Origin of the sequence: Sphingomonas bisphenolicum, assembly GCF_024349785.1 — a bacterium.
In the GTDB taxonomy this organism is placed as follows: Bacteria; Pseudomonadota; Alphaproteobacteria; order Sphingomonadales; family Sphingomonadaceae; genus Sphingobium; species Sphingobium bisphenolicum.
Map to the genome: position 1 here is coordinate 729,953 of NZ_AP018817.1, position 26,089 is coordinate 756,041.

General features: G+C 67.3%; 27 protein-coding genes. 17 read left to right on the forward strand and 10 right to left on the reverse strand.

The annotated features are described in order from the left end of the window. Window positions 1-62 precede the first annotated feature (62 nt). From SBA_RS03505 to SBA_RS03515, 3 genes are all read left to right on the forward strand, one after another. The gene (locus SBA_RS03505) at window positions 63-2,213 is read left to right on the forward strand and encodes an AsmA family protein (RefSeq protein ID WP_261935911.1); all 2,151 of its coding nucleotides are present in this window, start codon (window positions 63-65) and stop codon (window positions 2,211-2,213) included. Between the two features lie 87 nt (window positions 2,214-2,300). Then, a complete protein-coding gene (locus SBA_RS03510) occupies window positions 2,301-2,714 on the forward strand; it encodes a VOC family protein (protein WP_224546486.1) in 414 nt (137 codons plus the stop codon). Window positions 2,715-2,718: 4 nt separating this feature from the next. Then, a complete protein-coding gene (locus SBA_RS03515) occupies window positions 2,719-3,255 on the forward strand; it encodes an O-acetyl-ADP-ribose deacetylase (RefSeq protein ID WP_261935912.1) in 537 nt (178 codons plus the stop codon). A 26-nt stretch (window positions 3,256-3,281) separates the two neighbouring features. Here SBA_RS03515 and SBA_RS03520 read toward each other — a convergent pair whose 3' ends face one another. Further along, complete coding sequence (locus SBA_RS03520; protein ID WP_224546484.1) at window positions 3,282-4,097, reverse strand: inositol monophosphatase family protein; 816 nt, start codon at window positions 4,095-4,097, stop codon at window positions 3,282-3,284. 67 nt (window positions 4,098-4,164) lie between these two features. On the opposite strand from SBA_RS03520, the gene SBA_RS03525 reads away from it, so the two are divergent. Next, a complete protein-coding gene (locus tag SBA_RS03525) occupies window positions 4,165-4,596 on the forward strand; it encodes a VOC family protein (protein ID WP_224546483.1) in 432 nt (143 codons plus the stop codon). A gap of 48 nt (window positions 4,597-4,644) precedes the next feature. Next, on the forward strand, window positions 4,645-4,881 hold the full coding sequence (locus SBA_RS03530; protein WP_224546711.1) for a hypothetical protein: 237 nt from the start codon (window positions 4,645-4,647) through the stop codon (window positions 4,879-4,881). Between the two features lie 22 nt (window positions 4,882-4,903). Here the strand turns inward: SBA_RS03530 and SBA_RS03535 are convergent, their stop codons facing one another. Then, the gene (locus SBA_RS03535) at window positions 4,904-5,839 is read right to left on the reverse strand and encodes a ribose-phosphate pyrophosphokinase (protein WP_224546482.1); all 936 of its coding nucleotides are present in this window, start codon (window positions 5,837-5,839) and stop codon (window positions 4,904-4,906) included. Window positions 5,840-6,063: 224 nt separating this feature from the next. Here SBA_RS03535 and SBA_RS03540 point away from each other — a divergent pair, with 224 nt between their 5' ends. Both SBA_RS03540 and gltX read left to right on the forward strand, forming a co-directional pair. Then, window positions 6,064-7,725 carry an NAD+ synthase gene (locus SBA_RS03540; RefSeq protein WP_224546481.1) on the forward strand — a complete coding sequence of 554 codons (1,662 nt, stop codon included), beginning with the start codon at window positions 6,064-6,066 and terminating at the stop codon, window positions 7,723-7,725. Window positions 7,726-7,826: 101 nt separating this feature from the next. After that, window positions 7,827-9,155 carry a glutamate--tRNA ligase gene (gene gltX / locus SBA_RS03545; protein ID WP_261935913.1) on the forward strand — a complete coding sequence of 443 codons (1,329 nt, stop codon included), beginning with the start codon at window positions 7,827-7,829 and terminating at the stop codon, window positions 9,153-9,155. 364 nt (window positions 9,156-9,519) lie between these two features. On the opposite strand, the gene SBA_RS03550 is transcribed toward gltX, so the two are convergent. Continuing rightward, a complete protein-coding gene (locus SBA_RS03550) occupies window positions 9,520-9,888 on the reverse strand; it encodes a hypothetical protein (RefSeq protein ID WP_224546478.1) in 369 nt (122 codons plus the stop codon). Next, window positions 9,885-10,550: an EI24 domain-containing protein gene (locus SBA_RS03555; protein WP_261935914.1), complete on the reverse strand. Its 666-nt coding sequence runs from the start codon at window positions 10,548-10,550 to the stop codon at window positions 9,885-9,887. Before SBA_RS03555 ends, SBA_RS03550 begins: the two co-directional genes overlap by 4 nt. A gap of 113 nt (window positions 10,551-10,663) precedes the next feature. Between SBA_RS03555 and SBA_RS03560 the strand changes: the two genes are divergently transcribed. Next, window positions 10,664-11,677 carry an adenosine kinase gene (locus tag SBA_RS03560; protein ID WP_224546474.1) on the forward strand — a complete coding sequence of 338 codons (1,014 nt, stop codon included), beginning with the start codon at window positions 10,664-10,666 and terminating at the stop codon, window positions 11,675-11,677. Window positions 11,678-11,725: 48 nt separating this feature from the next. Here SBA_RS03560 and SBA_RS03565 read toward each other — a convergent pair whose 3' ends face one another. From SBA_RS03565 to tsaD, 3 genes are read right to left on the reverse strand one after another with little or no spacing between them, the layout of a single operon-like run. Continuing rightward, the gene (locus tag SBA_RS03565; protein WP_261935915.1) at window positions 11,726-13,246 is read right to left on the reverse strand and encodes a lipopolysaccharide biosynthesis protein; all 1,521 of its coding nucleotides are present in this window, start codon (window positions 13,244-13,246) and stop codon (window positions 11,726-11,728) included. A 49-nt stretch (window positions 13,247-13,295) separates the two neighbouring features. Then, window positions 13,296-14,267, reverse strand: coding sequence for an NAD(P)H-dependent glycerol-3-phosphate dehydrogenase (locus SBA_RS03570; RefSeq protein WP_261935916.1), 972 nt, complete (start codon window positions 14,265-14,267; stop codon window positions 13,296-13,298). Continuing rightward, complete coding sequence (tsaD, locus tag SBA_RS03575; protein ID WP_224546469.1) at window positions 14,264-15,298, reverse strand: tRNA (adenosine(37)-N6)-threonylcarbamoyltransferase complex transferase subunit TsaD; 1,035 nt, start codon at window positions 15,296-15,298, stop codon at window positions 14,264-14,266. The genes SBA_RS03570 and tsaD overlap by 4 nt, the downstream gene beginning before the upstream one ends. A 44-nt stretch (window positions 15,299-15,342) precedes the next feature. On the opposite strand from tsaD, the gene hemC reads away from it, so the two are divergent. The 6 genes from hemC (at window position 15,343) to SBA_RS03605 (ending at window position 20,179) form a co-directional block, all read left to right on the forward strand. Then, on the forward strand, window positions 15,343-16,269 hold the full coding sequence (gene hemC, locus SBA_RS03580; protein ID WP_261935917.1) for a hydroxymethylbilane synthase: 927 nt from the start codon (window positions 15,343-15,345) through the stop codon (window positions 16,267-16,269). Beyond that, window positions 16,266-16,937, forward strand: a complete 672-nt coding sequence (locus SBA_RS03585; protein ID WP_261935918.1) for a uroporphyrinogen-III synthase — start codon at window positions 16,266-16,268, stop codon at window positions 16,935-16,937. Before hemC ends, SBA_RS03585 begins: the two co-directional genes overlap by 4 nt. An 8-nt stretch (window positions 16,938-16,945) precedes the next feature. After that, on the forward strand, window positions 16,946-17,842 hold the full coding sequence (locus tag SBA_RS03590) for a hypothetical protein (protein WP_261935919.1): 897 nt from the start codon (window positions 16,946-16,948) through the stop codon (window positions 17,840-17,842). A 139-nt stretch (window positions 17,843-17,981) separates the two neighbouring features. Beyond that, window positions 17,982-18,734 carry an alpha/beta fold hydrolase gene (locus SBA_RS03595; protein ID WP_315975805.1) on the forward strand — a complete coding sequence of 251 codons (753 nt, stop codon included), beginning with the start codon at window positions 17,982-17,984 and terminating at the stop codon, window positions 18,732-18,734. 429 nt (window positions 18,735-19,163) lie between these two features. Then, complete coding sequence (locus tag SBA_RS03600; protein ID WP_261935921.1) at window positions 19,164-19,784, forward strand: fatty acid desaturase; 621 nt, start codon at window positions 19,164-19,166, stop codon at window positions 19,782-19,784. Next, window positions 19,739-20,179, forward strand: coding sequence for a fatty acid desaturase (locus SBA_RS03605; protein ID WP_261935922.1), 441 nt, complete (start codon window positions 19,739-19,741; stop codon window positions 20,177-20,179). Before SBA_RS03600 ends, SBA_RS03605 begins: the two co-directional genes overlap by 46 nt. Window positions 20,180-20,210: 31 nt before the next feature. On the opposite strand, the gene queG is transcribed toward SBA_RS03605, so the two are convergent. Further along, window positions 20,211-21,269, reverse strand: coding sequence for a tRNA epoxyqueuosine(34) reductase QueG (queG, locus tag SBA_RS03610; protein ID WP_224546460.1), 1,059 nt, complete (start codon window positions 21,267-21,269; stop codon window positions 20,211-20,213). Between the two features lie 22 nt (window positions 21,270-21,291). Between queG and SBA_RS03615 the strand changes: the two genes are divergently transcribed. Genes SBA_RS03615 through msrB form a run of 3 tightly spaced genes read left to right on the forward strand, consistent with a single transcriptional unit; the run spans window position 21,292 to window position 23,964 of the window. After that, a complete protein-coding gene (locus SBA_RS03615; RefSeq protein ID WP_261936671.1) occupies window positions 21,292-22,281 on the forward strand; it encodes an ABC transporter ATP-binding protein in 990 nt (329 codons plus the stop codon). Beyond that, window positions 22,278-23,468, forward strand: a complete 1,191-nt coding sequence (locus SBA_RS03620; protein ID WP_261935923.1) for an ABC transporter permease — start codon at window positions 22,278-22,280, stop codon at window positions 23,466-23,468. Before SBA_RS03615 ends, SBA_RS03620 begins: the two co-directional genes overlap by 4 nt. Before the next feature lie 19 nt (window positions 23,469-23,487). Beyond that, window positions 23,488-23,964 (forward strand): peptide-methionine (R)-S-oxide reductase MsrB, encoded by a 477-nt coding sequence (gene msrB, locus SBA_RS03625; RefSeq protein WP_224546458.1) that lies wholly within the window; start codon window positions 23,488-23,490, stop codon window positions 23,962-23,964. Here msrB and SBA_RS03630 read toward each other — a convergent pair. Beyond that, a complete protein-coding gene (locus SBA_RS03630; RefSeq protein WP_261935924.1) occupies window positions 23,951-25,708 on the reverse strand; it encodes a hypothetical protein in 1,758 nt (585 codons plus the stop codon). The genes msrB and SBA_RS03630 overlap by 14 nt on opposite strands. Next, entirely contained in the window at window positions 25,686-26,084 is a 399-nt protein-coding gene (locus tag SBA_RS03635; RefSeq protein ID WP_261935925.1) for a GtrA family protein, read from the reverse strand. The genes SBA_RS03630 and SBA_RS03635 overlap by 23 nt, the downstream gene beginning before the upstream one ends. Window positions 26,085-26,089: the final 5 nt, after the last annotated feature.

The following is a 26,089-nucleotide window of genomic DNA, read 5'->3' on the forward strand; positions in this document are numbered from 1 at the left end:
GGGCATCGGCCGGAAAGCAAGACGATTCGGACCTAAAGCATGTGCGCGGCGTTACCCCTGCCATGGCCGACATCGATTACCCCCCTAATGTTGCGCCATCGGACGGACTCCATGCCCATGTCCGCCGCGCCCGCGACCGCTGGCGGCGTTTGCCGCTGCCGGTGCGAATCATTCTGGGGATCGTCGGTATCCTCTTCGCCTTGTGGCTGATCCTCTTCATCACCAAGGGCCGTTTCCTCAAGGGACCGTTCGAACGCATCCTGACCAGCCGGCTGGAACGGCAGGTGCGCGTGGGCGGCGACTTCCAGCTCTATTTCGCGCCCCTTGCCATCAAGTTCCGCGCCGAAGGGTTGCACGTCGCCAACCTGCCCTGGGCCAGCCGCCCCGACCTGTTCCGGGCCGAGCTGATCGACAGCCGCATCGCCCCGCTCAGTCTGATCTTCGGCGCCAAATATCGTGTGCCCTGGCTGGAACTGCGGGGCGCCGCCGTCGATCTGGAATGGTCGCGCGATCACAAGAGCAACACATGGACCTTCGGCGACCCCGACCGGAAGGGCGAGCCGCTCAACCTGCCGTTGATCCGGCGCGCGCTGCTGGCTGGCACGACGCTGCGCTATCGCGACCCCGTGCTGCAACTGGCAACCGACATCGGGTTCGAGACGGTGCGGGCGCAGGACACGCGATTTGCGCAGGACATCCGCTTTTCCGGCCAGGGTATGATGCGCGACCGGCCCTTCACCCTGACCGGCGGGTTGCTGTCCCCGAACCAGACGATCAGCCGTGGCAAGAACGCCCTGGCCGCGCGGGCGGTGGCGGGCGCGACCGTGCTGGAGGTCAGCGGCACCTTGCCCGGCGCGACCGAACTGGAGGGCAGCGACCTGCGCCTCGTCACCCACGGCCCCAATCTCGGCCTGTTGTTCGATTTCCTGGGCGTCGCCATCCCCGACACCCGTGCCTATCGCTTCACATCGGCCCTGACCAAGGCCGGCGAAGAATGGCGCTTCACCCATTTGAAAGGCCATTTCGGCGACAGCGACCTCGCCGGGAAGATGACCGTGTCGCTGCCCAGGGCGCGGCTCCTGATCGACGCCGACCTCGCCACGCAGAAGCTCGACATCATCGATGTCGGCCCGTTCATCGGCTATGACCCCGATCGTCTGGCGGCGCAGGGGGCGGCCGGCGCGGTGGAGACGGTCGGCGGCGCGCCCCGCATCCTGCCCGACGCCCCGCTGCGGGTCGAAGCGATCCGCAATTTCGACGCCAATGTCCGCTACACCATGCGCACCATCCGCGCGCCCAACCTGCCGGTGTCCAACGCAGCCGTCACGGTGAAGCTCGACCATAGCCTGCTCACGCTGTCGCCCTTGACCTTCGACATGTCCGGCGGTCATGTCGCGTCGGACATAGAGATCGACGCGCGTCATCGCCCCGTCCGCACGACCTACGACATCCGCCTGTCGCCCACCCCGATGGGCAAGCTGCTGGCGCGCTGGGGGGTGGAGGAATCGGGCACCAGCGGCACGGTCAAGGGGCGGGTGCAGATGACCGGGCTGGGCGATACATTGCATGATTCGCTCGGCACCGCGAACGGCCGCATCGCCATCATCCTGCCCGCCGGCTCGATGTGGGCGCGCAACGTCCAGCTGTCCGAACTGGATGTCGGCACGTTCGTCACCAAGATGTTTTCCGGCAAGTTGAAGCAGCCTGTGGAGATCAACTGCGGCCTGATCGCCTTCACCGTGCGCAACGGCGTGGCGGCGGCCGATCCGATCCTGATCGACACGAAGAAGAATGTGATGATCGGCCGCGGCGGCTTCTCGTTCAGGAATGAAAGCCTCGATCTTGCCTTCCGCGCCGACGGCAAGAAGATCAGCCTCTTTTCCGGCCAGTCGCCCGTCGGCATCAACGGCTATTTCGCAAAACCGGGCATCGCCGTGGTCAGCCCCGAACTGCTGACCCGTGGCGGCGCGGCGCTGGCGCTGGGCGTGGTCGGCACGCCGATCGCGTCTTTGCTGGCCTTCGTCGATTCCGGGGATGCCAAGGGCGCGGCCTGTGGCCCGATCCTGGCGGGTGCCAGCGCGCAGGCGCAGCGCACCAAGGGTGGCCAGCCGCGCGACGATGTCGGCCGCGGAACCACGGCCAAGGATGAGAAGGGCCGGGGCAGCAAGGGCGAGCAGAAGCGCCAGGACAAGAAATTCCTCGGCATCTTCTGATCGGCTTCTGATCGGCTTCTGATCGGCTTCTGATCGGCGGTGCGCAGGTTTATCCTGCGCGGACAACGACTCGAAGAGGAGAAGGCCATGAGCGACGCACCCTTCGTCATGCCGGGGGTCACCCCGCATCTCACCATCGCCGACGGCCGGGCGGGCGAAGCGATCGCCTTCTACGCCACAGCCTTCGGCGCGACCGAACAATCGCGCCACATGGCCGACGACGGCGTCCGCATCATGCACGCCCACCTGATCGTCAACGATGGCGGGCTGATGCTGAACGACCATTTTCACGAGATGAGCCATGGCGAGGCCGTGCCGCCGCCGGCCGGGGTCACGCTGCATCTGGAAGTCGATGATGCCGATACATGGTGGACCCGCGCGCTCGACGCCGGCGCGACCATTCGCTTTCCGCTCGACAACCAGTTCTGGGGCGCACGCTACGGCCAGGTGATCGATCCGTTCGGCCATATCTGGTCGATCGGCGGCCCGGTGAAGGACTGACGCAATGATCGTCGGCGCGACCCGCTGGGATGTGGTGACGGGCGACATCACAAGCTGCGCGACCGACGCGATCGTCAACGCCGCCAATAACAGCCTGCTGGGCGGCGGCGGGGTCGACGGCGCCATCCACCGCGCCGCCGGGCCGGACCTGCTCGCCGAATGCCGCACCATCGGCGGCTGTCCGACCGGGGAGGCGCGGATTACCCGCGGCCATGGCCTGCCCGCCCGCTATGTCATCCACACGGTCGGGCCGGTCTGGCAGGGCGGGGGGCAGGGCGAATGCGGGCTCCTGGCCAACTGCTATGCCCACGCACTCGGCCTGGCGCGGCATCATGCCCTGCGTAGCATCGCCTTTCCGGCCATCTCGACCGGCATTTACGGTTTCCCCAAGCCCCTTGCCGCCGCGACGGCCGCCGATGCCGTGCGGGACGCGTTGCGCCTGCATCCCGATGCGTTCGACCATATTCTCTTCGTCTGCTTCGACGAATCGACCACCGGCCTGTTCGACCTCGCCGTCAGGAACGCCGCCCCGATCGATTAATGCCCGATCGATTAATGCCCCGTCGATTAATGGTCGTGATGATGATGCTCCGGCGCGCTGCCCAGCGCCTCCAGCACATCCTCCAGCCGCGCCGGATCGCCCAGCGCCAGCACATGGCCTTCGCTCTCGGCTGTCAGCGGCTCGCCGTTCCAGTCGCACATCAGCCCGCCAGCCCCCTCGACCACCGGCACCAAAGCGGCGAAGTCGTAGCTTTGCAGGCCCGATTCGATGACGATGTCGAGGAATCCCGACGCCAGCAGGCCGTAATTATAGCAGTCCCCGCCATAGACCGGACCCTGGCGCGGCGAGCCACCCGACACCGCGGCGACCAGCGCCATATAATGGGGCACGTCGCCCTCGCCGAACAGATGCGGGCTGGTGGTGGCGATGCCTGCGCCCTCCAGCGCCTTGCACGCGCGGGTGCGCACCGGCTTGCCGTTGAAGGTGGTCGGCTGCCCGCTCATCCCGGCCCAGCGTTCCCGCGCGATCGGCTGGTCGATGATGCCGATGGTCGGCCACCCCGCCTGCGTCAGCGCAATCAGCGTGCCGAAGATCGGCCGCCCGGCGATGAAGCTGCGCGTGCCGTCGATCGGGTCGAGTATCCACACCCGCTCGGCATCCTCGCGCACCGATCCATATTCCTCGCCGATGATGCCGTCGCCCGGCCGTTCCTGTTCCAGGATCGCGCGGATCGCGGCTTCGGCGGCGCGGTCGGCCTCCGTCACCGGCGATTTGTCCGCCTTGATCTCGGTGTCGTAGCGGGCGCGGAAAAAGGGACGGATGGCGGCGCCGGCGGCGTCGGCAAGGCGGTTGGCGAGGGCCAGGTCGTCGCGGGTGGTCATCCCCTTCGCCTAGCGACTTGGACCGCGATACGCTAGACTGAACCACCGACGAGACAAGGAGAGGAAGATGCCCGGTTCGCCCGTCATCCCATGCCTGCGCTATGCCGACGCCCCCGCCGCGATCGATTTCCTGTGCGCGGCCTTCGGCTTTGCGCGCCACGCCGTCTATCCCGACGAGGCCGACCCCGCCATCATCCATCATGCCCAGTTGGTGCTGGGCGACGGCATGGTGATGCTGGGCAGCGTCAAGGACATGGAGGGCGAGTCGCTCTACACCTGGTCCACCGTCCGCGACCTGGGCGGCATCACGGCCTGCGTCTATGTCGTCGTGCCCGATCCCGACGCCCATTGCCTCCACGCCCGCAACGAAGGCGCGGTCGTGGTGCAGGAGCCGCAGGACAATGACGGCTATCCCGGTCGCGGCTACACCGCGCTCGATCCCGAAGGCAATGTCTGGAGCTTCGGCAGCTACGATCCCTGGACGCCGATCCCCGATTAAGGCTTCGGCAACCCGACCGTTCTAGCCTGCGACGCAAAGGGGGCACGCATGGCGCTGCTGGGTTGGATATTGAGCTTCATCACCCTGTTCGCGGGCCTCGCCCTGCGGCAGGATATGCCGATCGGCGGCTCGGCGACTTTGTCCAACATGGCGATCGGCTTCGCGCTGCTCGCCTGCCCGATGCTCTGGCGCGAAAAGCCGCTCGGCATCTCGCGCGGCCAGCGCATCGTCGTCGCGCTGGTCATGATCCTGACGGTGCCGCTGGTGATGCTGCCCGCGGCCTGAGCGCCGCCAGCCCATTCTCCTTTCAGTCGAACAGGCTGGACACCGAACTCTCGTCCGCGATGCGCTTGATCGCTTCGCCCAGCAGCGGGGCGATGGGCAGGTGGCGGATGCGCTGGGACGTGTTCACCGCCTCGGTGCCCTGGATCGAATCGGTGATGACCAGTTCCAGCAGTTCCGACGCATCGACGCGTGCGACTGCGCCGCCCGACAGCACGCCATGGCTGACATAGGCGATCACGCCCTCTGCGCCCTGCGCCTTGAGCGCGGCGGCGGCGTTGCACAGGGTGCCGGCCGAATCGACGATATCGTCGATCAGGATGCAGAAACGGCCCTTCACGTCGCCGATGATGTTCATCACTTCCGATTCGCCGGCGCGCTCGCGGCGCTTGTCGACGATGGCGAGCGGGGCGTTGTCGAGCCGCTTGGCCAGCGCGCGAGCGCGCACCACGCCGCCCACGTCGGGGGACACGACCATGATATTCTTGTCGCCGAAGCGCGCCTGGATGTCGGCCGACATCACCGGCGCGCCGAACAGGTTATCGGTCGGAATGTCGAAAAAGCCCTGGATCTGCCCGGCGTGCAGGTCGACCGACAGGACGCGGTCGGCGCCGGCGGTGGTGATGAGGTTGGCGACCAGCTTGGCGCTGATCGGGGTGCGCGGGCCTGGCTTCCGGTCCTGGCGGGCATAGCCGAAATAGGGGACGACGGCGGTGATTCGCTTGGCCGACGCGCGCTTGAGCGCATCGATCATGATCAGCAATTCCATCAGATTGTCGTTGGTCGGATAGGCCGTCGACTGGATCACGAACACGTCTTCGCCGCGGACATTCTCATGAATTTCCACGAAAACTTCTTCGTCGGCGAAGCGACGGACGCTGGCGTCGGTCAGGGGGATTTCGATATAGTCGGCGATGGCGGCCGCAAGCGGCTTGTTCGAATTGCCGGTCATGAGTTTCATGGCGAAAAACCCCAAACTAATTGGCGTGACGAATTGATGACGATGCGCGAAACGCGGCCCCTTTAGCGGCGCAAGTCCCATGTGGAAAGGCGCTTTTGCGCCGTGGGGCAAAATGGACATGCGCATTTTCAGGACGTGCGCGCAGCGGATGTCCGGTTCGAAAATGCGGTATCGAAAAACAGAGCATTTTCGCAAGCGGCGAAAATGCTCTAGGGCGCCGGACCATGACCGACAAACTCGTGATCGCGCTTGCGCAGATGACCCAGTCCGTGGGCGACCTGAAGGCCAATGCCGACGCCATGCTGGCATGGCGCGCCCGCGCGCAGGGCGCCGACCTCATTGTCTATCCCGAACTCCAGTTGATCGGCTACCCGCCCGAAGATCTGGTGCTCAAGCCCGCCCTGGTCGACCAGGCCAATTACCAGCTCGACCGGCTGGCGCAGGAAACCGCCGATGGCGGCCCGGCGATGCTGGTCGGCACGGTGGTCGCTTCGCAGGGCGTTCTCTTCAACGTCGTCGCCCTGCTGGACAATGGCGCGGTCACCGCGATCCGGCAGAAGCGCGAGCTGCCCAATTACGGCACCTTCGATGAAAAGCGCCTGTTCGCCCCCGGACCGCTGCCCGCGCCGATCGATTTCAAGGGCGTAAAGATCGGCGTGCCGATCTGCGAGGATATCTGGTTCCCCTTCGTCACCGCGCATCTGCGCAGCGAAGGCGCCGAAATCCTCATCAGCCCCAATGGCAGTCCCTATGAGGTGGATAAGGACGATCGCCGTCTGAACGCCGTCGCCGGCACCCGCGTGCGCGAAACCGGCCTGCCGCTCGTCTATCTCAACCGCGTCGGCGGGCAGGACGAACTGGTGTTCGACGGCGCCTCCTTCGTGATGAACGGCGACCTGACGCTCGCCCAGCAGCTCCCCGACTGGGAAGAGGCGCTGGTGCTGACGCAATGGGAGAAATGGGACGGCCAGTGGGTCTGCCTGCCCGGCGAGCAGCATGACCTCGATCCGCGCCCGGCCGACATCTACAACGCCATGGTCCTGGGCCTGCGCGACTATGTGAACCGCAACCGCTTCCCCGGCGTGGTGCTGGGGCTTTCGGGCGGCATCGATTCCGCCTTGTCCGCCGCGGTCGCCGTCGATGCGCTCGGCCCCGACCGGGTCTGGTGCGTGATGATGCCTTCGCGCTTCACCAGTCAGGACAGCCTGGACGACGCCGTAGAATGCGCCCGCCTGCTCGGCGTCCGCTATGACACCATCCCGATCGAACCCGCCGTCACGGCCTTCGACACGATGCTGGCACCCGTCTTCGAGGGTCGCCAGCGCGACCTGACCGAAGAGAATATCCAGTCGCGCATTCGCGGTGTGACGCTGATGGCCCTGTCCAACAAATATGGCCATATGCTGCTGACCACCGGCAACAAGAGCGAGATGTCGGTCGGCTATGCCACCATCTATGGCGACATGGCGGGCGGCTATTCGGTACTGAAGGACGCCTATAAGACCACCGTTTTCGACCTGTGCCGCTGGCGCAACGAAAATGTCCCGTCGCTCGGTCTTGGCATCGGGCCGGAAGGTCCGGTGATGCCCGAACGGGTCATCACCAAGCCGCCCAGCGCCGAACTGCGCGACAATCAGCGCGATGACGACAGCCTGCCGCCCTATGAGATTCTCGATCCGATCCTCTACGGACTGGTCGAGGAGGAATTGTCGGTCGACAAGCTGGTCGAGCGCGGGTTCGAGAAGGAAACGGTCGCCCGGATCGAGCGGCTGCTCTATATCGCCGAATATAAGCGTCGCCAGTCGCCGCCCGGCGTGAAGCTAGGCATCCGCAATTTCGGCCGCGACCGTCGCTACCCGATCACCAACGGCTTTCGTACGATATAGGCAACAAAAAAGGCCGTTCGGGCCGAGCGAAGTCGAAGCCCTGCACTGAGCGAAGCGAAGTGACTATGCTAGGCGCGAACCGAACGGGTTTAGGACCAATCATGACCGTCATCACCCGCTTCGCCCCGTCGCCGACCGGCCACCTCCATGTCGGCAATATCCGCGCCGCGCTCCACAACTGGCTGTGGGCGCGCAAGAGCGGCGGGCAATTCCTGCTGCGCCTCGACGACACCGACCTGGAACGCTCGCGCCCGGAATATGCGGACTCGATCAGGGCCGACCTCACATGGCTCGGCCTCCACTGGGACGGCGAAGAAAAACAGTCCGATCGTTTCGCCCTCTACGAAGCGCGGTTCGAGGCGCTCAAGGCGTCGGGCCATGTCTATCCTGCCTATGAAACCAGCCAGGAACTGGACCTGCGCCGGAAAATCCTGCTCGGCCGGGGCCTGCCGCCGGTCTATGACCGTGCTGCCCTGTCGCTGACCGCCGCTCAGATCGCCGCGTACGAGGCCGAAGGTCGCACGCCGCACTGGCGTTTCAAGCTGGACCATGACCAGCCGATCGTCTGGACCGACCTGATCCGGGGCGACCAGCGCTTCGACCCGAAATTGCTGTCCGACCCGGTGATCCGCCGTGCCGACGGTAGCTGGCTCTACATGCTCCCTTCGGTGATCGACGATATCGCCATGGGCGTCACCCATGTCCTGCGCGGCGAGGATCATGTCTCCAACACCGCCACCCAGATCCAGATGTTCACGGCCCTGGGCGCACCGCTCCCGGCCTTCGCCCATGAAGCGCTGCTGACCGGCAGCGAGGGCAAATTGTCGAAGCGCCTCGGCTCGCTCGGCGTCGCCCATTTCCGCGAAATCGGCCTCGAAGCCATGAGCGTCGCATCCCTGCTCGCCCGCCTCGGCAGTTCGCAGCCGATCGAGCCGTTCGCCGCCATGCAGCCGCTGATCGACAGTTTCGACTTCGCCCATTTCGGCCGCGCGCCCGCGCGCTTCGACGAAGGGGAACTGGCGACCCTCAACCAGAAGATCGTCCATCTCCTGTCCTATGACGCGGTGGCCGACCGCCTGCCTGTTGGCGTGGACGCTGCCGCATGGGCCGCGATCCGCCCCAATCTGGAGACGGTGGCAGGCGTGGCGGACTGGTGGCGGATCGTCACCGGACCCGTGGATGCGCCTCCGCCAGCGGAAGAGGACCGCGATTTCCTTGCCGCCGCCCACCGCATCCTTGCCGATGCCCCCTTCGACGCCGACATCTGGCGTACGCTGACGGGCGCGCTCAAGGATGAAACCGGACGCAAGGGCAAGACGCTCTTCCTTCCCCTGCGCCGCGCGCTGACCGGACTGGATCACGGCCCCGACATGGGGCAGCTTCTGCCGTTGATCGGCAAGGATGGGGCATTGGCGCGCCTCCGACGCTGACCACGGATTCGATCAAAAACGGGCTTCTTCGCTCCCTGCCCCGCAAGGTAGAAGACCGTCTTTAATCGACGTCTCAGGCGGTGGCCCACTCCGCCTGTGTCACGCCACAAACCGCTTCCAATGTAGGATTTCGTCTGATCTATCCGGGGTCGTGGACCGGCTTGTTCGCCTCCCGCCGCTTCGGGCCGTGTTGTCGCGCGACAGGCATGGCACTGTCGCCACACCGGCGTGTCGGCATCGCGAGGGCGTGATCTATATGCCGCCTTGCCGTGACCTGACCGTGGCTTCGCAGGGGCCTTACCGTGGCTATTGGCCCGGCAGGCCCGACAACGGTGTGAACTTCGCCGTTCGCTTCACGAATCGGTCATTTCGCCTGCAACGCCGTCGCACAGGCAGCAGGATCGACATCCGTCCCGGCCGGGCTGCGCGCATCGACATGCGTGACAACCGGCTCCTTGCCGCGCGCCGGCGCGTAGAGATAGGCATCGAGGATGCAGCGGCCGTTGGCGAACTGCAATTTGCGCACCGTGGTTTCGCGGATGTCGAGCCGGGGCTGGCCGAACATCTGGGTCAGCGCGCGCGCGTCCGACCCCATCAACGGCCCCTGCTTCATGAAGGCGCTGGCGGGAGGACCGGCCGGCGATGGGGTGTAGCCGGTCCTGGGCACGACGCCACCGCCGCAGGCGGCCAGCGGCAGGCACAGCGCCGCCGTTACAAAAGATCGGAAATTCATGCGGATGTCTTTCGCCCGAGCAACATATGCACGGCCATAGCCGCGGTCCAGATCGGCGCAAGCAGGTTGACCAGCGGGATCAGGAACGCAAGCGCCGAAACGAGCCCCAAAAGCCACCGGCTGCTCCGCGGGATCGGCGGAAGGGCGGGATGACGCGGCTCGACCATGTCGGCCATGTCGCGGCCCAGCAGATAGGCGTTCAGAACCAGGAACAGCCCGATGGTCCCCACCCCCGTCACCAGCAACAGCATATAGGCGGGCAACGCCAGCAGGTTCCAGCCCAGCGTGCGCGCCAGCGAGGCCAAGGCGAAGCGCAGGCTGCGCGCCCAGCCGACCGGCCGGGCGGCGAGCGCCGCCTGCGGATAACTGTCGCGCTCCACCGCTTCGACGATGTCGTCGGCGAACAGGCCCATCACCGCCATCGCCACTGCGCGGAACAGCAGCCACCCCGCGCCGACCACCAGCAGCGCCGTGGCGGTCGCTTCGGCAAAGCCGCCGCCGCCCCAGCCCAAATGGAGCCGCAGGGCATGAAAAGCGGCCCAGAGCGCGGCGCCCAATCCTGTGAACAGGAACAAAGTCAGCACCAGCGTCTTGAACAGGAGACGCAGCGCCGCGCCGTGAAAAATGGAAGGAAAGGCGCGCAGGGCGGCGGTCAGGACCATGGCTCCGTCTATCCTCCCGCATGGACGCAAGGTCAATCAGCGCCGTTGCATGGGCGGGCGCGGACCGATAAAGGCGACGAAATTTTATTTCCATTTCAAGATAAGGATATTGCGTGACCGCTTCCGCACAGGTTCCGCCCCCGGCGCTCGACGTTGTCGCGATCGGCAATGCCATCGTCGATGTGCTCGCCCGCAGCGACGACGCCTTCCTGGCCGAACATGCGCTGACCAAGGGCGGGATGCAACTGATCGACGCCGACATGGCCGAGGCCCTCTATGCCGACATGCCGCAGGCCAAGGAGATCAGCGGAGGCTCCGCCGCCAACACGCTGGCGGGCCTTGCCGCGCTGGGGATGAAATGCGGTTTCATTGGCCAAGTCAATGACGATCAGCTTGGTGCAGTGTTCGCCCATGACGTCCATGCCCTGGGCATCCGCTTCGACACAGCGGTGATGCATGGCGAAGTGCCGACCGCCCGTTGTCTGATCCTCGTGACCCCGGACGCCCAGCGGACGATGAACACATTTCTGGGCGCGTCGCAATTCCTGCCCGAAACGGCGGTCGATTTCGACCTGATCCGGTCGGCCAAGATCCTCTATCTCGAAGGCTATCTGTGGGATCCCGAGCAGCCGCGCGCGGCGATGCGGGCAGCGATCGACGCGGCGCGCGGGGCGGGCCGCAAGGTCGCTTTCACCCTGTCCGACAATTTCGTGATCGACCGCCATCGCGGCGACTTTATCGACCTGATCGATCAGGGGATGATCGATATCCTCTTCTCCAACGAGGGCGAGATTCAGTCGCTCGCCCAGATCGACGATTTCGACAAGGCGCTGGCCCGTTTCGCCGACAAGGTGCCGGTGCTGGTGTCGACCCGCAGCGAAAAGGGCGCCGTGGCGATCGTGGATGGCGTGCGGCATGAAGCGCCGGCCGCGCCGGTCGCGCAGATCGTCGACACGACCGGCGCGGGCGACCTGTTCGCCGCCGGCTTCCTGGCCGCCCATATCGACGGCCGCAGCGTCGAGGATGCGCTGGCGCTGGGCGCGGCCGCGGCCGCCGAGGTGATCTCGCACTGGGGCGCGCGGCCGGAAGCCGACCTCGTCGTGATCCGCGACGCGCTGTTCGCCTGACTGGGAAAAGGCCCGCCTCTCGTTAGGGAAGCGGGCCTTTCTATCGGGTCACTCCGCCTTCTGCTTGCGGAACAGGGCGCGGTCGTCGGACCCGAAGCCCCAGCGCCAGATGACGAGGCCATAGGCCCCCAATATCGCCCAGACGCCGACTGCCAGCTCGACCCATTCCAGCCGTGGCGGCAAGGCGACGAAACCCGCGCCGACGATGCAGGCGACACCCGCGGCGCTCAGCAGCGGCCAGCGCCAGGCATTGATCGGCGCGTCGAGCAGCCGGGCGAGCAGTCGCGCCTTGACGAAGGCGCCGACCGCCAGCGCCAGGCAGAGCGCCAGCGCCGGCGCCGCCGCCACCCACATCACCGGCATGGCCAGCCGGCGGGCCAGCAGGATCAGCGCAAAGCTGAAGCCCGCCTGCAATCCGATCATGACCAGCGAGATCATCAGGTTGCGGTGGCGGGCGATGTAGACCAGCGCCGATTCGCTGACGACCGCGGTGGCCGCCACCACTTCGGCGAGCAGCAGGAAGGCGAGCGCGCCGGTGCCGCCGACGAAATGCGGGCCGACCAGCCCCATCACCGCTTCGCCGGGGATGCCGAGCGCGAGCGCGATGCCCGCCTGCGCCGCGATGATCCAGAAGCCGACCTGACTGACCTGGCGGGCGATCGCGGCCAGGTTGTTTTCGGCCAGGTTGCGGGTGATGACGGGCCCCAATATGGGGTCGAAACTCGTCTTGAGCTTTTGCGGCAGCGAGGCGACCTGCTGCGCGACATAATAGATGCCGATCACCGCCGGGCTGACGAACAGGCCCAATATCGCCATGTCGAGCCGGCGCGAACCCCATTCCACGCCGTCCGCCGCGGCGAGCGGCAGGTTGCGTCGCGCAAGCCGCCACAGCCGCCCGGCATCCGGCTTCCAGCCGCGTGGGCGGCCATAATGGCGCGCCATGGGAATGATTGACGCCACCATCGCGGCGATCATCGAGACCGCATAGGAAAGGATGAGGCCGTCGCGCGTCGAGTAGAAAGCGAAGACGAAGGCGCCGATGCTGATTGCCCAGGGTTCGATGATCGATCGGGCGCGCACGGTCGCGCCGACATCGAAGCGATAGGCGCAGGCCGCCAGCGCCACGTCCGACCCCGCCACCGCGATCACCACCAGCGCCAGCAGCCGGTCGAGGCCGTTGATGCCGCTATTGGGGAACATCGCCTGGGGAAAGGCGACCAGCAGGCCCGCGCCGACCAGCGCCGCGAGCAAGGTGACGACCATGGCGTCGGTCACGACATGAGCATGGGGCCGTTCGGTCTGGCTCAGCGCGCCGGCGAGGCCGCGTTTCAACCCCAGCGTGGCGAGTTGCGCCACGAACTCGACCACCAGCACGGCATAGGCGAAACGGCCCAGCGCGTCCGCCCCGTACCAGCGTCCCGCGATGAACAGGAAGGGCAGGCGCGCGGCGAGCCGCAGCAGAAAGCCGAATATGTTGGTGCGCCCACCCTTGGCCAGGGCGGCGATGTCATCCTGATCCTTGGATGCGGATGCCTGTGTCGCCAAAGAACCCTGAACCCCCTGCGTCATCACGTTTCTATTATCTGTTCTAGGCGCAATGCGGCGGCGGCGCGACGGCTTATTCGGGCCGCAACGGCCGCGCGAGCAGCGCGTCGATCACGGCGCCGAGCGGCGCGGCGTCGGCGAGCAGCGCACACACCGCCTCCACCACCGGCATTTCCACGCCCGCCGCGCGCGCGGCATCGCGCAGCACCGGCGCGGTGAAGGCCCCTTCCGCCACGGTGCGGCGGTTGGCGAGCAGGTCTGCGGCGCTTGCACCTTCGCCCAGCCCCTTGCCGAGCGAGAAGTTGCGCGAATTGGTGGAGGAGCATGTAAGGACCAGGTCGCCCAGACCCGACAGGCCACCCAGCGTTTCGGGGCGGGCGCCGCGCGCCAGGCCGAAGCGGGTCATTTCCGCGAAACCGCGGCTGATGAGCGCGGCGCGGGCGTTGAGGCCAAGACCTGCGCCCTCGGCGACGCCGCAAGCGATCGCGAGTACATTCTTGACAGCGCCGCCAATTTCCGCGCCGATGACGTCGTCGGACAGATAGGGGCGGAAGGACGGGCGGGCGATGCGGGCGGCGAGGCGCTGGCCCAGCGTCCGATCCTCGCAGGCGAGCGTGATGGCGGTCGGCAAGCCCTTCGCCACTTCATGGGCGAAGGTCGGGCCGGACAGGACCGCGATGGGCGAGGTCGGCTGCGCCTGCTGCGCGACTTCCGACATCAGCAGGCTGGTGCCCGCCTCGATCCCCTTGGAACAGAGAACAAGCGGCACGCCGGCGGGGGCATGGGCGACGACGCTGCGCAGATGCTGGGCGGGGCTGACGACCAGCAGCAGGTCGCAGGTCGCGAGGTCGGTCATGGCGCCCGTCGCCCGGATCGAGGCGGAGAGCGGAATATTGGCGAGATAGAGCGGGTTCTCCTGCCGCCCGTTGATCGCGTCGACCACGTCCGGCTCCAGCGCCCAGAGCGCGACCGGCTGGTCATCACTGGCCAGCAATTGCGCCAGCGCCGTGCCCCAGGCGCCCGCACCGATGACTCCTGCCTTCATGCTTTCACTCCTGCGCCGCGCGCCTTTTCGGCCGCCGGGTCGAGCGGCCAGCGCGGCCGGGCGGGGACGGTGAGATCGTCGATCAGGCCGACCGCATAGCGTTCCGCTCCGGCCCAGGCGATCATCGCCGCATTGTCGGTGCACAGCCACAGCGGCGGTGCGACGAAGGGCAGGTCGTGGGCCGCGGCGAGCGCTTCGAGCGCGGCGCGGACCGAGCTGTTGGCGGCGACCCCGCCCGCCACGACCAGCGCAGTGATGCCCTCGCTCTGCCCCAGGGCGCGGCGGGTGCGGTCGATCAGGCAGTCGATCACCGCCTGCTGGAAGCTCGCGGCGATATCCTCGGTCGTATATTGGCCCGACTGGACCGCACGCATCACCGCGCTCTTGAGGCCCGCGAAGGAAAAATGCGGCTCTTCGGTATGGATCAAGGGGCGAGGCAGAGGAACGGCCTTGGCATGACCCAGCGCCGCCGCCTTTTCCACCTGCGGGCCGCCGGGATAGCCCAGGCCGAGCAGCTTAGCCGTCTTGTCGAAGGCTTCGCCTGCGGCATCGTCGATGGTTGTGGCGAGACGGACATAGGCGCCCGGCCCCTGCACATGGAGCAACTGGCAATGGCCGCCCGACACCAGCAGCAGCAGATAGGGGAATTGCAGCGTCGGATCGGCGAGGCGGGGCGAGAGCGCATGGCCTTCCAGATGGTTGACCGCGATCAGCGGCTTGCCCGCGGCATGGGCGAGCGCCTTGCCGGTGACGAGGCCGACCATGACCCCGCCGATCAAGCCTGGTCCGGCGGTGGCGGCGATGACGTCCACGTCCGCCAGCGTCATCTTCGCATCGGTCAGCGCCGCTGCGATCAGGGGACTGAGCGCCTCGACATGGGCGCGGGCAGCGATTTCGGGGACGACGCCGCCATAGGGGCGGTGCGCCTCTTCCTGCGTGGCGAGGCGATGCGCGAGAATCCGGCCGTCGGCACTCACCAGCGCCGCCGCGGTTTCATCGCAGCTCGATTCCAGGCCAAGGATGATTGTCATTGCCGCTTCCATCTAATGCCCGTGGTCATTAGAGCAAGCCGCATATGCTTTTGTCCGATCGACCGTTGCGCCTCGGCACCAGAGGATCGCCCCTGGCGCTGGCCCAGGCCCGCATGACCGCCCGCGCGCTGTGCGCCGTCCATGGCTGGCCCGACGAGGCGGTGACGATCGTCACCGTCCAGACCAGCGGCGACCGGATACAGGACCGGGCGCTGGCCGAGATCGGCGGCAAGGCGCTATGGACCAAGGAACTGGACCGGGCTCTGGTCGAGGGCGAGATCGATTTTGCGGTGCACAGCATGAAGGATGTGGAGACGCTGCGGCCGGATGCGATCCGTATCGCCGCGATGCTGCCGCGCGCCGATGTGCGCGACCGGCTGGTGGGCGCCGATGATTTCGCCGCCCTGCCCGCCAATCCGGTCGTCGGCACCAGCTCGCCGCGCCGCGCCGCGCAGGTCAAGCGGCTACGCCCCGATGCGACCATCACCCTGTTCCGCGGCAATGTCGCGACCCGGCTGGCCAAGCTGGCGTCGGGCGAGGTCCATGCCACGCTGCTGGCGGCGGCGGGGCTGGACCGGCTGGACCAGCCGGATGTCGGCGCGACCGTGGCGATCGACGTCATGCTCCCCGCGCCGTCGCAAGGCGCGGTGGGGATCGAAACGCTGGGCGACAATGTCGCCATGATCGAGGCGCTGGGCGCGATCAACGACCGCGACACCTGTGACGCTGTAATGGCCGAACGGGCTGTGCTGAAAGCATTGGGCGGCACCTGCCATTCCCCGATCGCCGCGCTGGCCCGGGTTGACGGCGAAAACCTGCACCTGATCGCGGAGATCATCAGCCCGGACGGGCAGGAAACGGTCCGCGAAGAGACGCGGCTGGCGCGCGGCGACGACAAGGCGGCGCAGGCGGTCGGTCATGCGCTGCTGGGGCGGGCCAGTCCGGCGTTGCGGGCGCTGTTCGACACGTGAACCGCGTCCTCATCCTGCGCCCCGAACCGGCGGCGGGCAGGACGGCGGCCAAGGCGGCGGCGCTGGGCCTGGACGTGCGGGTGCATCCGCTGTTCGCGCCGCAGCCGGTCGACTGGACGTCCCCGCCAGCCAGTCATTTCGATGCCCTGCTGCTGACCAGCGCCCATGGCGTGCGCCTGGCCGGACCGGGGCTGACCGCCTATCGGGGACTGCCGACCTATGCCGTGGGGGAAGCGACCGCGCAGGCGTTGCGCGAAGCGGGCTTTGCCGACGTGGTGGCGGGCGCTGGCGACGGCACCGCCATCGCGGCGCGCATCGCGGCGGATGGGCATCGGCGGTTGCTCCATCTGGGCGGGACCACCGTCGCGCCGATGGCGGCGGAGGCGATCGACGTGACGCGGGTCGCGGTTTACAGCATGATCGCCCTGCCGCCGGACCCGGCGCTGGTCGCCGACGCGGCGCCCGGATCGGTGCTGCTGGTCCATTCGCCGCGCGCGGGCGAAAGGCTGGCTGAGCAGATGGAGCAGGACAGGCGCGCGTCGCTGCACATTGTCGCGATCAGCCCGGCGGCGCTTGCCGCCTGCGGCGAGAGCTGGGCGAGCGGGCAGGCGTCTGCGCTGCCGGTCGATGACGAGATGCTGGCTCTCGCCGCGCGATTGTGCGAATGACGGGCATAATGACAGACGAAAGGGCCAGCATGAGCGATGAGGATGGGGTCGGCCACGCGACCGTGACGGCGCCGCGCCGCCGCACGATCCTCCCGCTGCTCATCCTGATCCTGCTTGCTTTTGCCCTGGGCGTCGCGCTCACCGTCTGGGCCTGGCCCCAGATTCAGCGTCGCTGGGGCGATCCGCAACCGCAGCCGACCGCCCCGACGCAACCGCAGGGCCTGATCACCGGCACCGGCGCGAGCGCGACCGTCCGGCCGCTGACCGCCGATGCGGCGCAGATGCTGGATACGCGCGTCATCCAGTTGGAAGAGCGGCTCAACCGCATCACCGTGGAGGCGCAGGCGGCGTCGGGCAATGCCGCCCGCGCCGAAGGGCTGCTGGTCGCCTTCGCCGCGCGCCGCGCGCTCGATAGCGGGACGCCGCTCGGCTATGTCGAAGGGCAGTTGCGGCTGCGCTTCGGCCAGGCGCAGCCGCGCGCCGTCGCCGCCGTCATCAATGCGGCGCGCGAACCGATCACGCTAGCCGACCTGCGCGGCGGACTGATGGACGTCGCCACCCGCATCACCACGCCCCCCGCCGACACCGGCTGGTGGGATGCGCTGGAGCATGAGGCGCGCGAACTCGTCACCATCCGTAAGGCATCGACCCCCTCACCCCGGCCGCAGGCGGCGATGGACCGGGCGCTGCGCTATATCGACGGCGGCCGGGTAAGCGCCGCGCTGGGCGAGGTGGAGCGGATGCCGGGCAAGGCGGCGGCGGACCGGTGGATGCAATATGCCCGCCGCTATCTGGAAGCACGGCGCGCGCTGGACCTGATCGAGACGGCCGCGATCCTGGAACCGCGCCAGTTGCGCGGGACCGAGGGCGCGACCGTGGCCCAGACGTCGCCGTTGGCGCCCTGAACGCCGCCACCAGGCAGTGTCACAAACGACGAACCGTTGATCGCATGCGGCGAAACCGATAGACGCGTGCAGCGTTGTCACGATAATGTCATCGTTTCCGGTCGCGCAACCTGCGGCGGGGTTCAAGGATATCATCGTCGTGCCGCCTTACGCTCAAGCTGTCAGCAGTTTCTGGAAAGACCGCTTAGCGCCCGGACCACGCGCGGCACAGCTTCCGCCTTTGCAACAGTTGCTGGGCAATCTGACCGTTCCCTTCGACCTCAGCCGCACCCGTGCGCAGGCCGCCTTGCTCACCGGCCAGATGCAGGGCGACGGCCGGTCGGTGCTGCTTATTCCCGGACTGATGGCGTCGGAACAACGGATGGGCTGGTTGCGCGACATATTGAACGCGGCGGGCTATGACGCGCATGACTGGGGCATGGGCCGCAATTTCGGGCCGAAGCCCGACAGCCTGGACAAGATCGATCGGCGGGTGGACGCGATCCGCAAGCGGACCGGCGCGCCGGTGACGCTGGTCGGCTGGAGCCTGGGCGGGCTTTATGCCCGCGAATATGCCAAGTTCGCCGCCCACAAGGTCGGCGGCGTGGTGACGATGGGTACGCCCTTTTCGGGCGACCCGCGCGCCAATCACGCCTGGCGTCTGTACCAGTTGGTATCGGGCTTTCCGGTCGATCGCCCGCCTTTCCCTTGCACCCGCGAGGCCAAGCCGCCGGTGCCGACCGTGGCCTTGTGGTCGCAGCGTGATGGCGTGATCCTGCCGGAATGCGCGCGGGGGCGCGCGGGGGAGCGCGACAAGGCGATCGAAGTGGATTGCACCCATATGGGCTTCGCCGCGGCGCCGGAGGGGATTGCGGCCGTGGGGAAAGCGCTGGAAGCGATCGGGCGCGCCTGAGACGATCCTTCTTCTGTCGATCCGGTCTGGCGATCGACACAGGCACAGGGGCGAAGGTCATTCCGTTGCAGGACTTGTCTAAGGTAAAGCCCCTGCCAACGCTCGTGCGACGACGCGGTCTATGGCGTATCGGGAGGGTGCGTGCCGGAAGGAGGGGTGAATGGCGGACTGTCTGCTTCTTACCTCTCCTCCCTCTTTCAGGGCAGGGGCCAAGAGCGGCCGATATCGGTCGCCCCAAGACAGGCTGTTTTCTTGCCGATCGCCAAGCGGGCACGTTCCGCCTGCCTATGGATTGATCGGTCGGGCATGATGGCCAGAGGCGCCCTGCGCGCCCCTGAACCCCGCACATATCAGGGCCACGATGCTTGACGCCGGTTTGCGCCGATCATAGCATTGTCGCAGGCTGGCCCGACATGCGGAGGCATTCCCATGGAAGATATCCCCGAGGAGCGCGCGCCCGGATATCGCTACTCCCGGCGTGGCACTTTGCCGCTGATCCGGCAATTGTCCGTCATCGACAACCGCCGCAACGCGCTGCTGCTGCTCCTGCAATGGGCGATCGCAATCGCAGCGGGCGCGATCGCGATCCATGTCGATCGAATTCCCGTCTATATTCTGGCCGGATTCGTTATCGGATCGCGCATTCAATGCCTGGCGGTGATGATGCACGACGCCTGTCACGGGATGTTTTTCAGCAATCGTCGCCTCAACGATCTGATCGGCGACCTTTTCGTCGCCTATCCGCTGGGTTTCAGCATCCATCTGTACCGCGCCAACCATATGCACCATCACCGTCACACCAATACGCTGCGGGATCGCGACTATCGCGTCCAGCGGCGGGACCCCGACCAGCATTTTCCGAAGAGCTGGGCCGCCATGGCCTGGCTGCTGGTTCGCAGCGTGGCCGGCCTCAACTATTATCGCATGGCGCGAGACAGCCGGGTCTGGGCGCCCATCGCCAATTTCCACAATCCCCGCCGCTTCGGCTATATTATAGCCTGTCGTTGCGGCTCCGCTATGTCGCCTGGGCCGTGCTGTTCTACGGCGTGATGCTGTGGTCGCCCTTACGCTGGCAGCTATTGGGCCTTGTCCTGATCCCGCAATTCATCTGGGCGAACGTCATCAATCGGATTCGGTCGATGGCCGAGCATAATGGCGTCGCCGACGAGAGGGAGCTGAACGGTACGCGCACCGTCATCCCCACCTTGCTCGACAGGTTCATGATCGCGCCGCTCAATGTGAGCTATCATCTGGAACATCATCTGTTCCCGTCGGTGCCCTGGCACCATCTGCGCCGGCTGCACGTGCATCTGATGACCGATCCGGCCTATGCGGCGGATGCGCATATCACGCAGGGCTATTGGGGCGTCATCCGGGAGTTGATGCCGCCGTCCGTCTTGCCCGCCACGACCATGCCCTCTACCCGCGCCGCAGCGAAGCGCTGACGCCAGCCGTCAGGCATCACGGCGCGTCAGCTCATCCGGAGAGCTTGCCGATCGCCCAGGTCGCCGCTTCCGCCACCACCGGGTCGTCATCGCCGATCAGCGCTTCCAGCCGGCCCAGCAACCGCGCATCACCGCTGTTGCCGGCCGCAATCGCGGCGTTCCGGACCAGGCGGTTGCGGCCGATCCGCTTGATCGGCGAGCCTGAGAAAATCTCGCGGAAGCCGGCATCGTCCAGGTCGAGCAGGTCGGCGATGGCCGGCGCGGCCAGTTCCGCCCGGCCGACAAAGGCGCGGTTCGCCGCCGCGGCGTCGGCGAACTTGTTCCAGGGACAGACCGCCAGGCAATCGTCGCAGCCATAGACGCGGTTGCCGATCCCGGCGCGCAGTTCCTCAGGGATCGGCCCCTTATGCTCGATCGTCAGATAGGAGATGCAGCGGCGCGCATCGACGACATAGGGCGAAGGGAATGCGTCGGTCGGGCAGGCGTTGAGGCAAGCGGTGCAGCGGCCGCAATGGTCGGTTTCGCCGTCGTCCGGCGCCAGCGCCATTTCGGTATAGATGGCGCCCAGGAACAGCCAACTGCCATGGTCGCGGCTGACGAGGTTGCTGTGCTTGCCCTGCCAGCCGAGGCCCGCGCCCTGCGCCAGCGGCTTTTCCATCACCGGCGCTGTATCCACGAACACCTTCAGGCTGCCGGGCTGTTGTTCGACCAGCCAGCGGGCCAGCGCCTTGAGCGCTTTCTTGACGACGTCATGATAATCCTTGCCCTGGGCATAGACCGAAAAGCGCGCCCGGTCCGGCACATCGGCCAGCGCCAGCGGATCGCGCCCCGGCGCATAGCTCATGCCCAGCATGATGACGCTGCGCACGTCGGGCCAGAGGCCCTTGGGCGATCCGCGTTGTTCGGCGCGCTCCTCCATCCACAGCATGTCGCCATGATGGCCCGCGTCCAGCCATTGGCGCAGCCGATCGCCGGCCAGCGGCGCGGCGTCGGCGGGCGCGATACGGCAGACGACGAAGCCCAGACGCGCCGCTTCCGCCTTCAGGCGCTGTTCCAGGGGTTCGGCCAAGGTTTCTATAGGCACGGGCATGGGTCCAGACTATCAGGACGGGATGATCGGCGACACCCCGGCTCCATCCTTCATGTCCGCGCCCGTTCCGGCGGCCTCCTATGCCGTCGAGGGCCATGGCCTTGTCAAGACATTCGGCAGCTTTCGCGCGGTCGACGGGATCGACATCGCCGTGCCGGCGGGCGCCATCTATGGCGTGCTCGGCCCCAATGGCGCGGGCAAGACCACGCTGTTGCGCACCTTGCTCGGCATCATCGACCCGGATGAGGGGCATCGTACGCTGCTGGGTGACGCGCAGCCGCTGCGCATGGCGCGACAGGTCGGCTATTTGCCGGAGGAGCGTGGCCTTTATCCGTCGATGAAGGCGTTCGAAGCGATCGCCTTCATGGGTGCACTGCGCGGATTGCCGCTCAGGCAAGGCCGCGAGCGGGCGCGGGCGTTGCTGGAGGGACATGGCATGGGCGCGGCGGCGGACAAGCCGATCCGGCAATTGTCCAAGGGCATGGCCCAGACGGTGCAATTGTTCGGCACCATCATCCACCAGCCCCGTCTGATCGTGCTGGACGAGCCGTTTTCGGGGCTGGACGCAATCAACCAGGAGAAGCTGGAGGCGCTGATCCGGGAACAGGCGCGGCAAGGTGTGACGATCCTCTTTTCGACCCATGTCATCGCCCACGCCGATCGATTGTGCGAGCGGATCGCCATTGTAGCGGGCGGCCGCATCCGCTTCGAAGGGACACCGGGGGAGGCGCGCGACCAGTTGCGCCCGCAGGTGCGGCTGCGCACGCGCGTCAGCGACGGGGCCTGGCGGCGCGCACTGCCGGCCGATACGGTGGCGGAGGACGGCGCCTGGCATTTCGCCCTGCCCGACGAAGGGATAGAGCCGCTGCTGCGGGCGCTGCTCGACGGGCAGGCGGGCATAGAGAGCCTGTCGATCGAGCGGCCCGGCCTGCACGACGCCTTCGTCGCGATCGCCGGGGCGGCCGCCGCCAAACAGATGCAGGGCGAGCCGGCGCCGGAGGAGGACGCATGAGGGAATTGCTCCGCGCGGCGCTGGTCATCGCCCGGCGGGATTTCACCGCGGTCGTACTGTCGCGCACCTTCATCCTGTTCCTGCTGGGGCCGTTGCTGCCGATCCTCATCGGCTTCGCCTTTGGCGGCCTGGGCGACAAGATTTCCAGCACCGACCTGCGTCCTGTCGTCGGTGTCGCCATGTCCCCAGCGGACACGGCAGCGCTGGAGCGGGCGCACGACCGGCTGGCCGAGCGGATGGGCGACCAGACCCTGCCACGCCTGCGCCCCGTGCGCGCCAGCCCCAGCCCGCGCGTCCAGCTCGTCCGGCCGGATTCCGAAGTGGTGGCGATCCTGTCCGGCTCGCTGCTGCACCCCGTGCTGACCGGCAAGGTGGAGGATCTGGACAAGTTGCAGGGCGACATCAGCCTCTTGTCCACAGCCGCGCTGGCCGAGCGCACGCTCCGGTTCGTCACCGTCGAACGACAGGAAGTGACCACCAGCCTGGGCGCACAGGCGCAGGCGCGGCTGCTGATCGGCCGGGCGGCGCAGGTGGTGATGTTCTTCCTCACCATATTGCTCGCCGGCATGATCCTGTCCAACCTGGTCGAGGAAAAGACCAACAAGATCATCGAGATTCTTGCCGCCGCCGTACCGATCGACGCGATCTTCCTCGGCAAGCTGATGGCGATGCTGGCGATGAGCTTCGTGGGCATCGCCTTCTGGGGCGGGACCGCCTTCGCCATCTTCCTGGCGCTGCATGGCGGCGGCGGGGCGCTGCCCGCGCCGGCGGTGGGCTGGCCGATGTTCCTGCTTCTGGCGGTGCTCTATTTCGCGATGGCCTACACGCTGCTCGGCTCGCTGTTCCTGGGGATCGGCGCGCAGGCCGCGACGGTGCGCGAGGTCCAGACGCTCAACATGCCGGTCACCATGGGGCAGATGCTGATCTTCTTCTTCGCCAGCTATGCGGTGGACCATATGGGATCGCCGGCGGAGGTCGCGGCCTGCATCTTCCCGTTCAGTTCGCCCTTCGCGATGATCGCCCGCGCGGCGCAGGACGGGGCGATCTGGCCGCATCTGGTGGCGCTGGTCTGGCAGGGGGCGTTCGTTGCCCTCATCATCCGCGTCGGCGTGCTGCTGTTCCGCCGCCATGTCATGCAGTCGGGCGGCCGCTGGTGGAAGCGGCTGTTCAGGCCCGCGACAGGCTGAGGCGCGTACGTCCGGCGGGATGGACAGACGGCATTTCCTGGGTGGCGTCACGACTGGCGCAGTGGCTTTGGCCTTGTGGCAATTGCTGCCCGAAAAGGCGCAGGCGGCCTATCCTTTCGCCTTGAGCGATGCGGAATGGAAGAAGCGGCTCAGCCCCTGGGGCTATAAGGTGCTGCGCCAGCAGGCGACCGAATATCCCGGCAGCAGTCCACTCAACGACGAGCATCGCGCCGGCATCTTCGCCTGCGCCGGCTGCGACCAGAAGCTTTTCAGTTCCAGGACCAAGTTCGACAGCGGCACCGGCTGGCCCAGTTTCTGGGCGCCGCTGCCCAGGGCGGTCGGCACCAGTCGCGACGGCCTGCTGGGCTATGCCCGCACCGAAGTCCATTGCGCGCGTTGCGGCGGCCATCTGGGCCATGTGTTCGACGATGGGCCGCGGCCGACCGGCAAGCGTTACTGCATGAACGGCGTGGCGATGACGTTCAGTCCCGCCTGATCCGCCATATGCGGAGCGGGCTTTTCGCGGGGAGCGGCTGCAGCCAGTCGGGCGGCGATCCTTTTGCCAGCAGCGCCGCCAGACCCTGTCCATTCTCCTGCCCATAAAGCCGATATTCGGTCAGTCCTTCGCAGGTGACGACATAGGCCGCGCTCGTCCGCGCGATGACGGCGCGGGCCTGGGCCGGCGCATCGACGAACCCCTCGATCACCGCGGTAATGCCCGCCGCATTGCGATGATGCGCGGTGCCGATGACGCTATGGCGCGTCTGGACGAGGATGTCGGGGCCAAGGTCGAGCGGCGCGAACAAGGTGGCGGGCGGTAGCGCCTTTAGCGGCGCCAGCACGCTGGCGGCGCGGCAGTTGGCGCTTGCCGCCTTGGCCGGTTCGGGCTTGGCCGCCACCGCCACCCAGGCGGCGCACAGGCCCGCCGGAGTCAGCAACACCAGCGCCACCGATCCCGTCACCCGCACCAGCGCGGCGCGCGATGACTGCACTTTGAGGAACAGCCGCGCCACGAGCCAGGCGATGCCCGGCAGCGCGAAGACATGGGCGACCGACAGCGCCCGCATCACCAGCAGCGCCACCAAGGTCGACCCGGCGAGCAGCAGCGCCAGCACCAGCCAGCGCATCCGCGCATCGCCCCGGTGCGCGCGTGCGGCGATCAGGCTGGCATAAAGCCCCAGCAGCGAGGGCAGCAGGATCACCCCCTGCATCGACAGGCTCTGTTCCCAGATCGGCCGTCCCTCCATCACCTGCAGATACCAGAGCTTGTAGGCGATTGGTCCCAACGCGGCGAAGGGGTCGCCCGACAGGCACGGCCCGCCGGTCACGAGGAAGGTCGCCAGCGCCGCGCCGCCGCCCATCGCGGCAATGCCCAGGCGATGGCCTGCGGTCGCTGCGCCGATCAGTCGCGCTGCGATCGCCGTCGTCAGGGCCAGCGCCACCAGCGGCCAGAGATAGACGAAGGACAGCGCGTCGCACTTTCCATCGAACAGCGCCTGCGGCCCGCGCAGCAGCGCCAGCAATATGAGCGCGGCCCCACCCAGCACGGCCGCAAAGCCGATGAAGCGGGGCGCCTGCTCCCGCGCCATCCAGTGGCGCAGGGCGAAGGCGCTTGCGAACAGCACCGCATACGGCAGCGCCTCGCTCGAAATCTGCAGCCAGAGCGCCAGCGCGAGACCCGCGACGATCCCGCCGCGCGCCGGCCGCGCATCGAGCGCGCCGCACAGCGCCAGCGTCGCCAGCGCGATCTGCCAGCCATGATGGTCGATCCGAAGCGGGGTGAACTGCACCAATATGCTGGGGCTGGTCAGCAGGAGGGCGACGCCGAGCAAGGCGATGCCGCGACCCGCTACCCGCCGCGCCGCGACGAACAGCGCGGCGGTCAGTGCGCCGAGCAGCAATAATGGCACGACCGCGCAGGCGACCAGTTCCGCGCTGCCCAAGCCGATCATCGGCCGCAGCAGCAGGATCAGCGCCGCGATCGGCATATCGACGATCCGCGACCAGTGCATCGGCCCGCCGACGGGCGGATTCACCCGGTGCTGGCTGACGTCCCAGAATGCCTGCCCGCCGATCCAGTCGCGTATCTGCGCCAGCCGCATCGCATCGTCGGGATCGCGAAAGGCAAGTGTGGCAAAATCGCCGTGGAACAGCCAGAGCATCGCCATGCTGCACAGCAGCCAGGCGAGCAGCGCCGACAGCGCGGCGCGCGGCGCGTCAGCCGCGCGCGAATATGCCATATTTTCGGATCGCATAGACGGACAGGAAGCTGACCGGGACCGACGCCAGCTTGGCGAGGGCCGGCGACAGGCCAAGAGCGCTGAGCGCGCCGACCAGCGCCATGGTGATGCCCATGCCGATCATCGCGCTGGCGATGAAGCCGATGCGCTGGCTGTGCGTGGGGCCGTCCCCCAGGTCGAAGACGAAGCGGACGGAGATGATCCAATGGACGATGAGGCCGACCGTATAGCCGCCCAGCGCCGCGACCACCGGCCAGGCGCCGCTATGATCCAGCGCCAGAAAGGTGGCGAAGTCGCTTGCCAGCGCGGCGATGCTCGCCAGCAGATAGCGGGCGAACATCAGCCGCGCGACCAGCGCGCCAATCCGCTCCGCCATGGGGA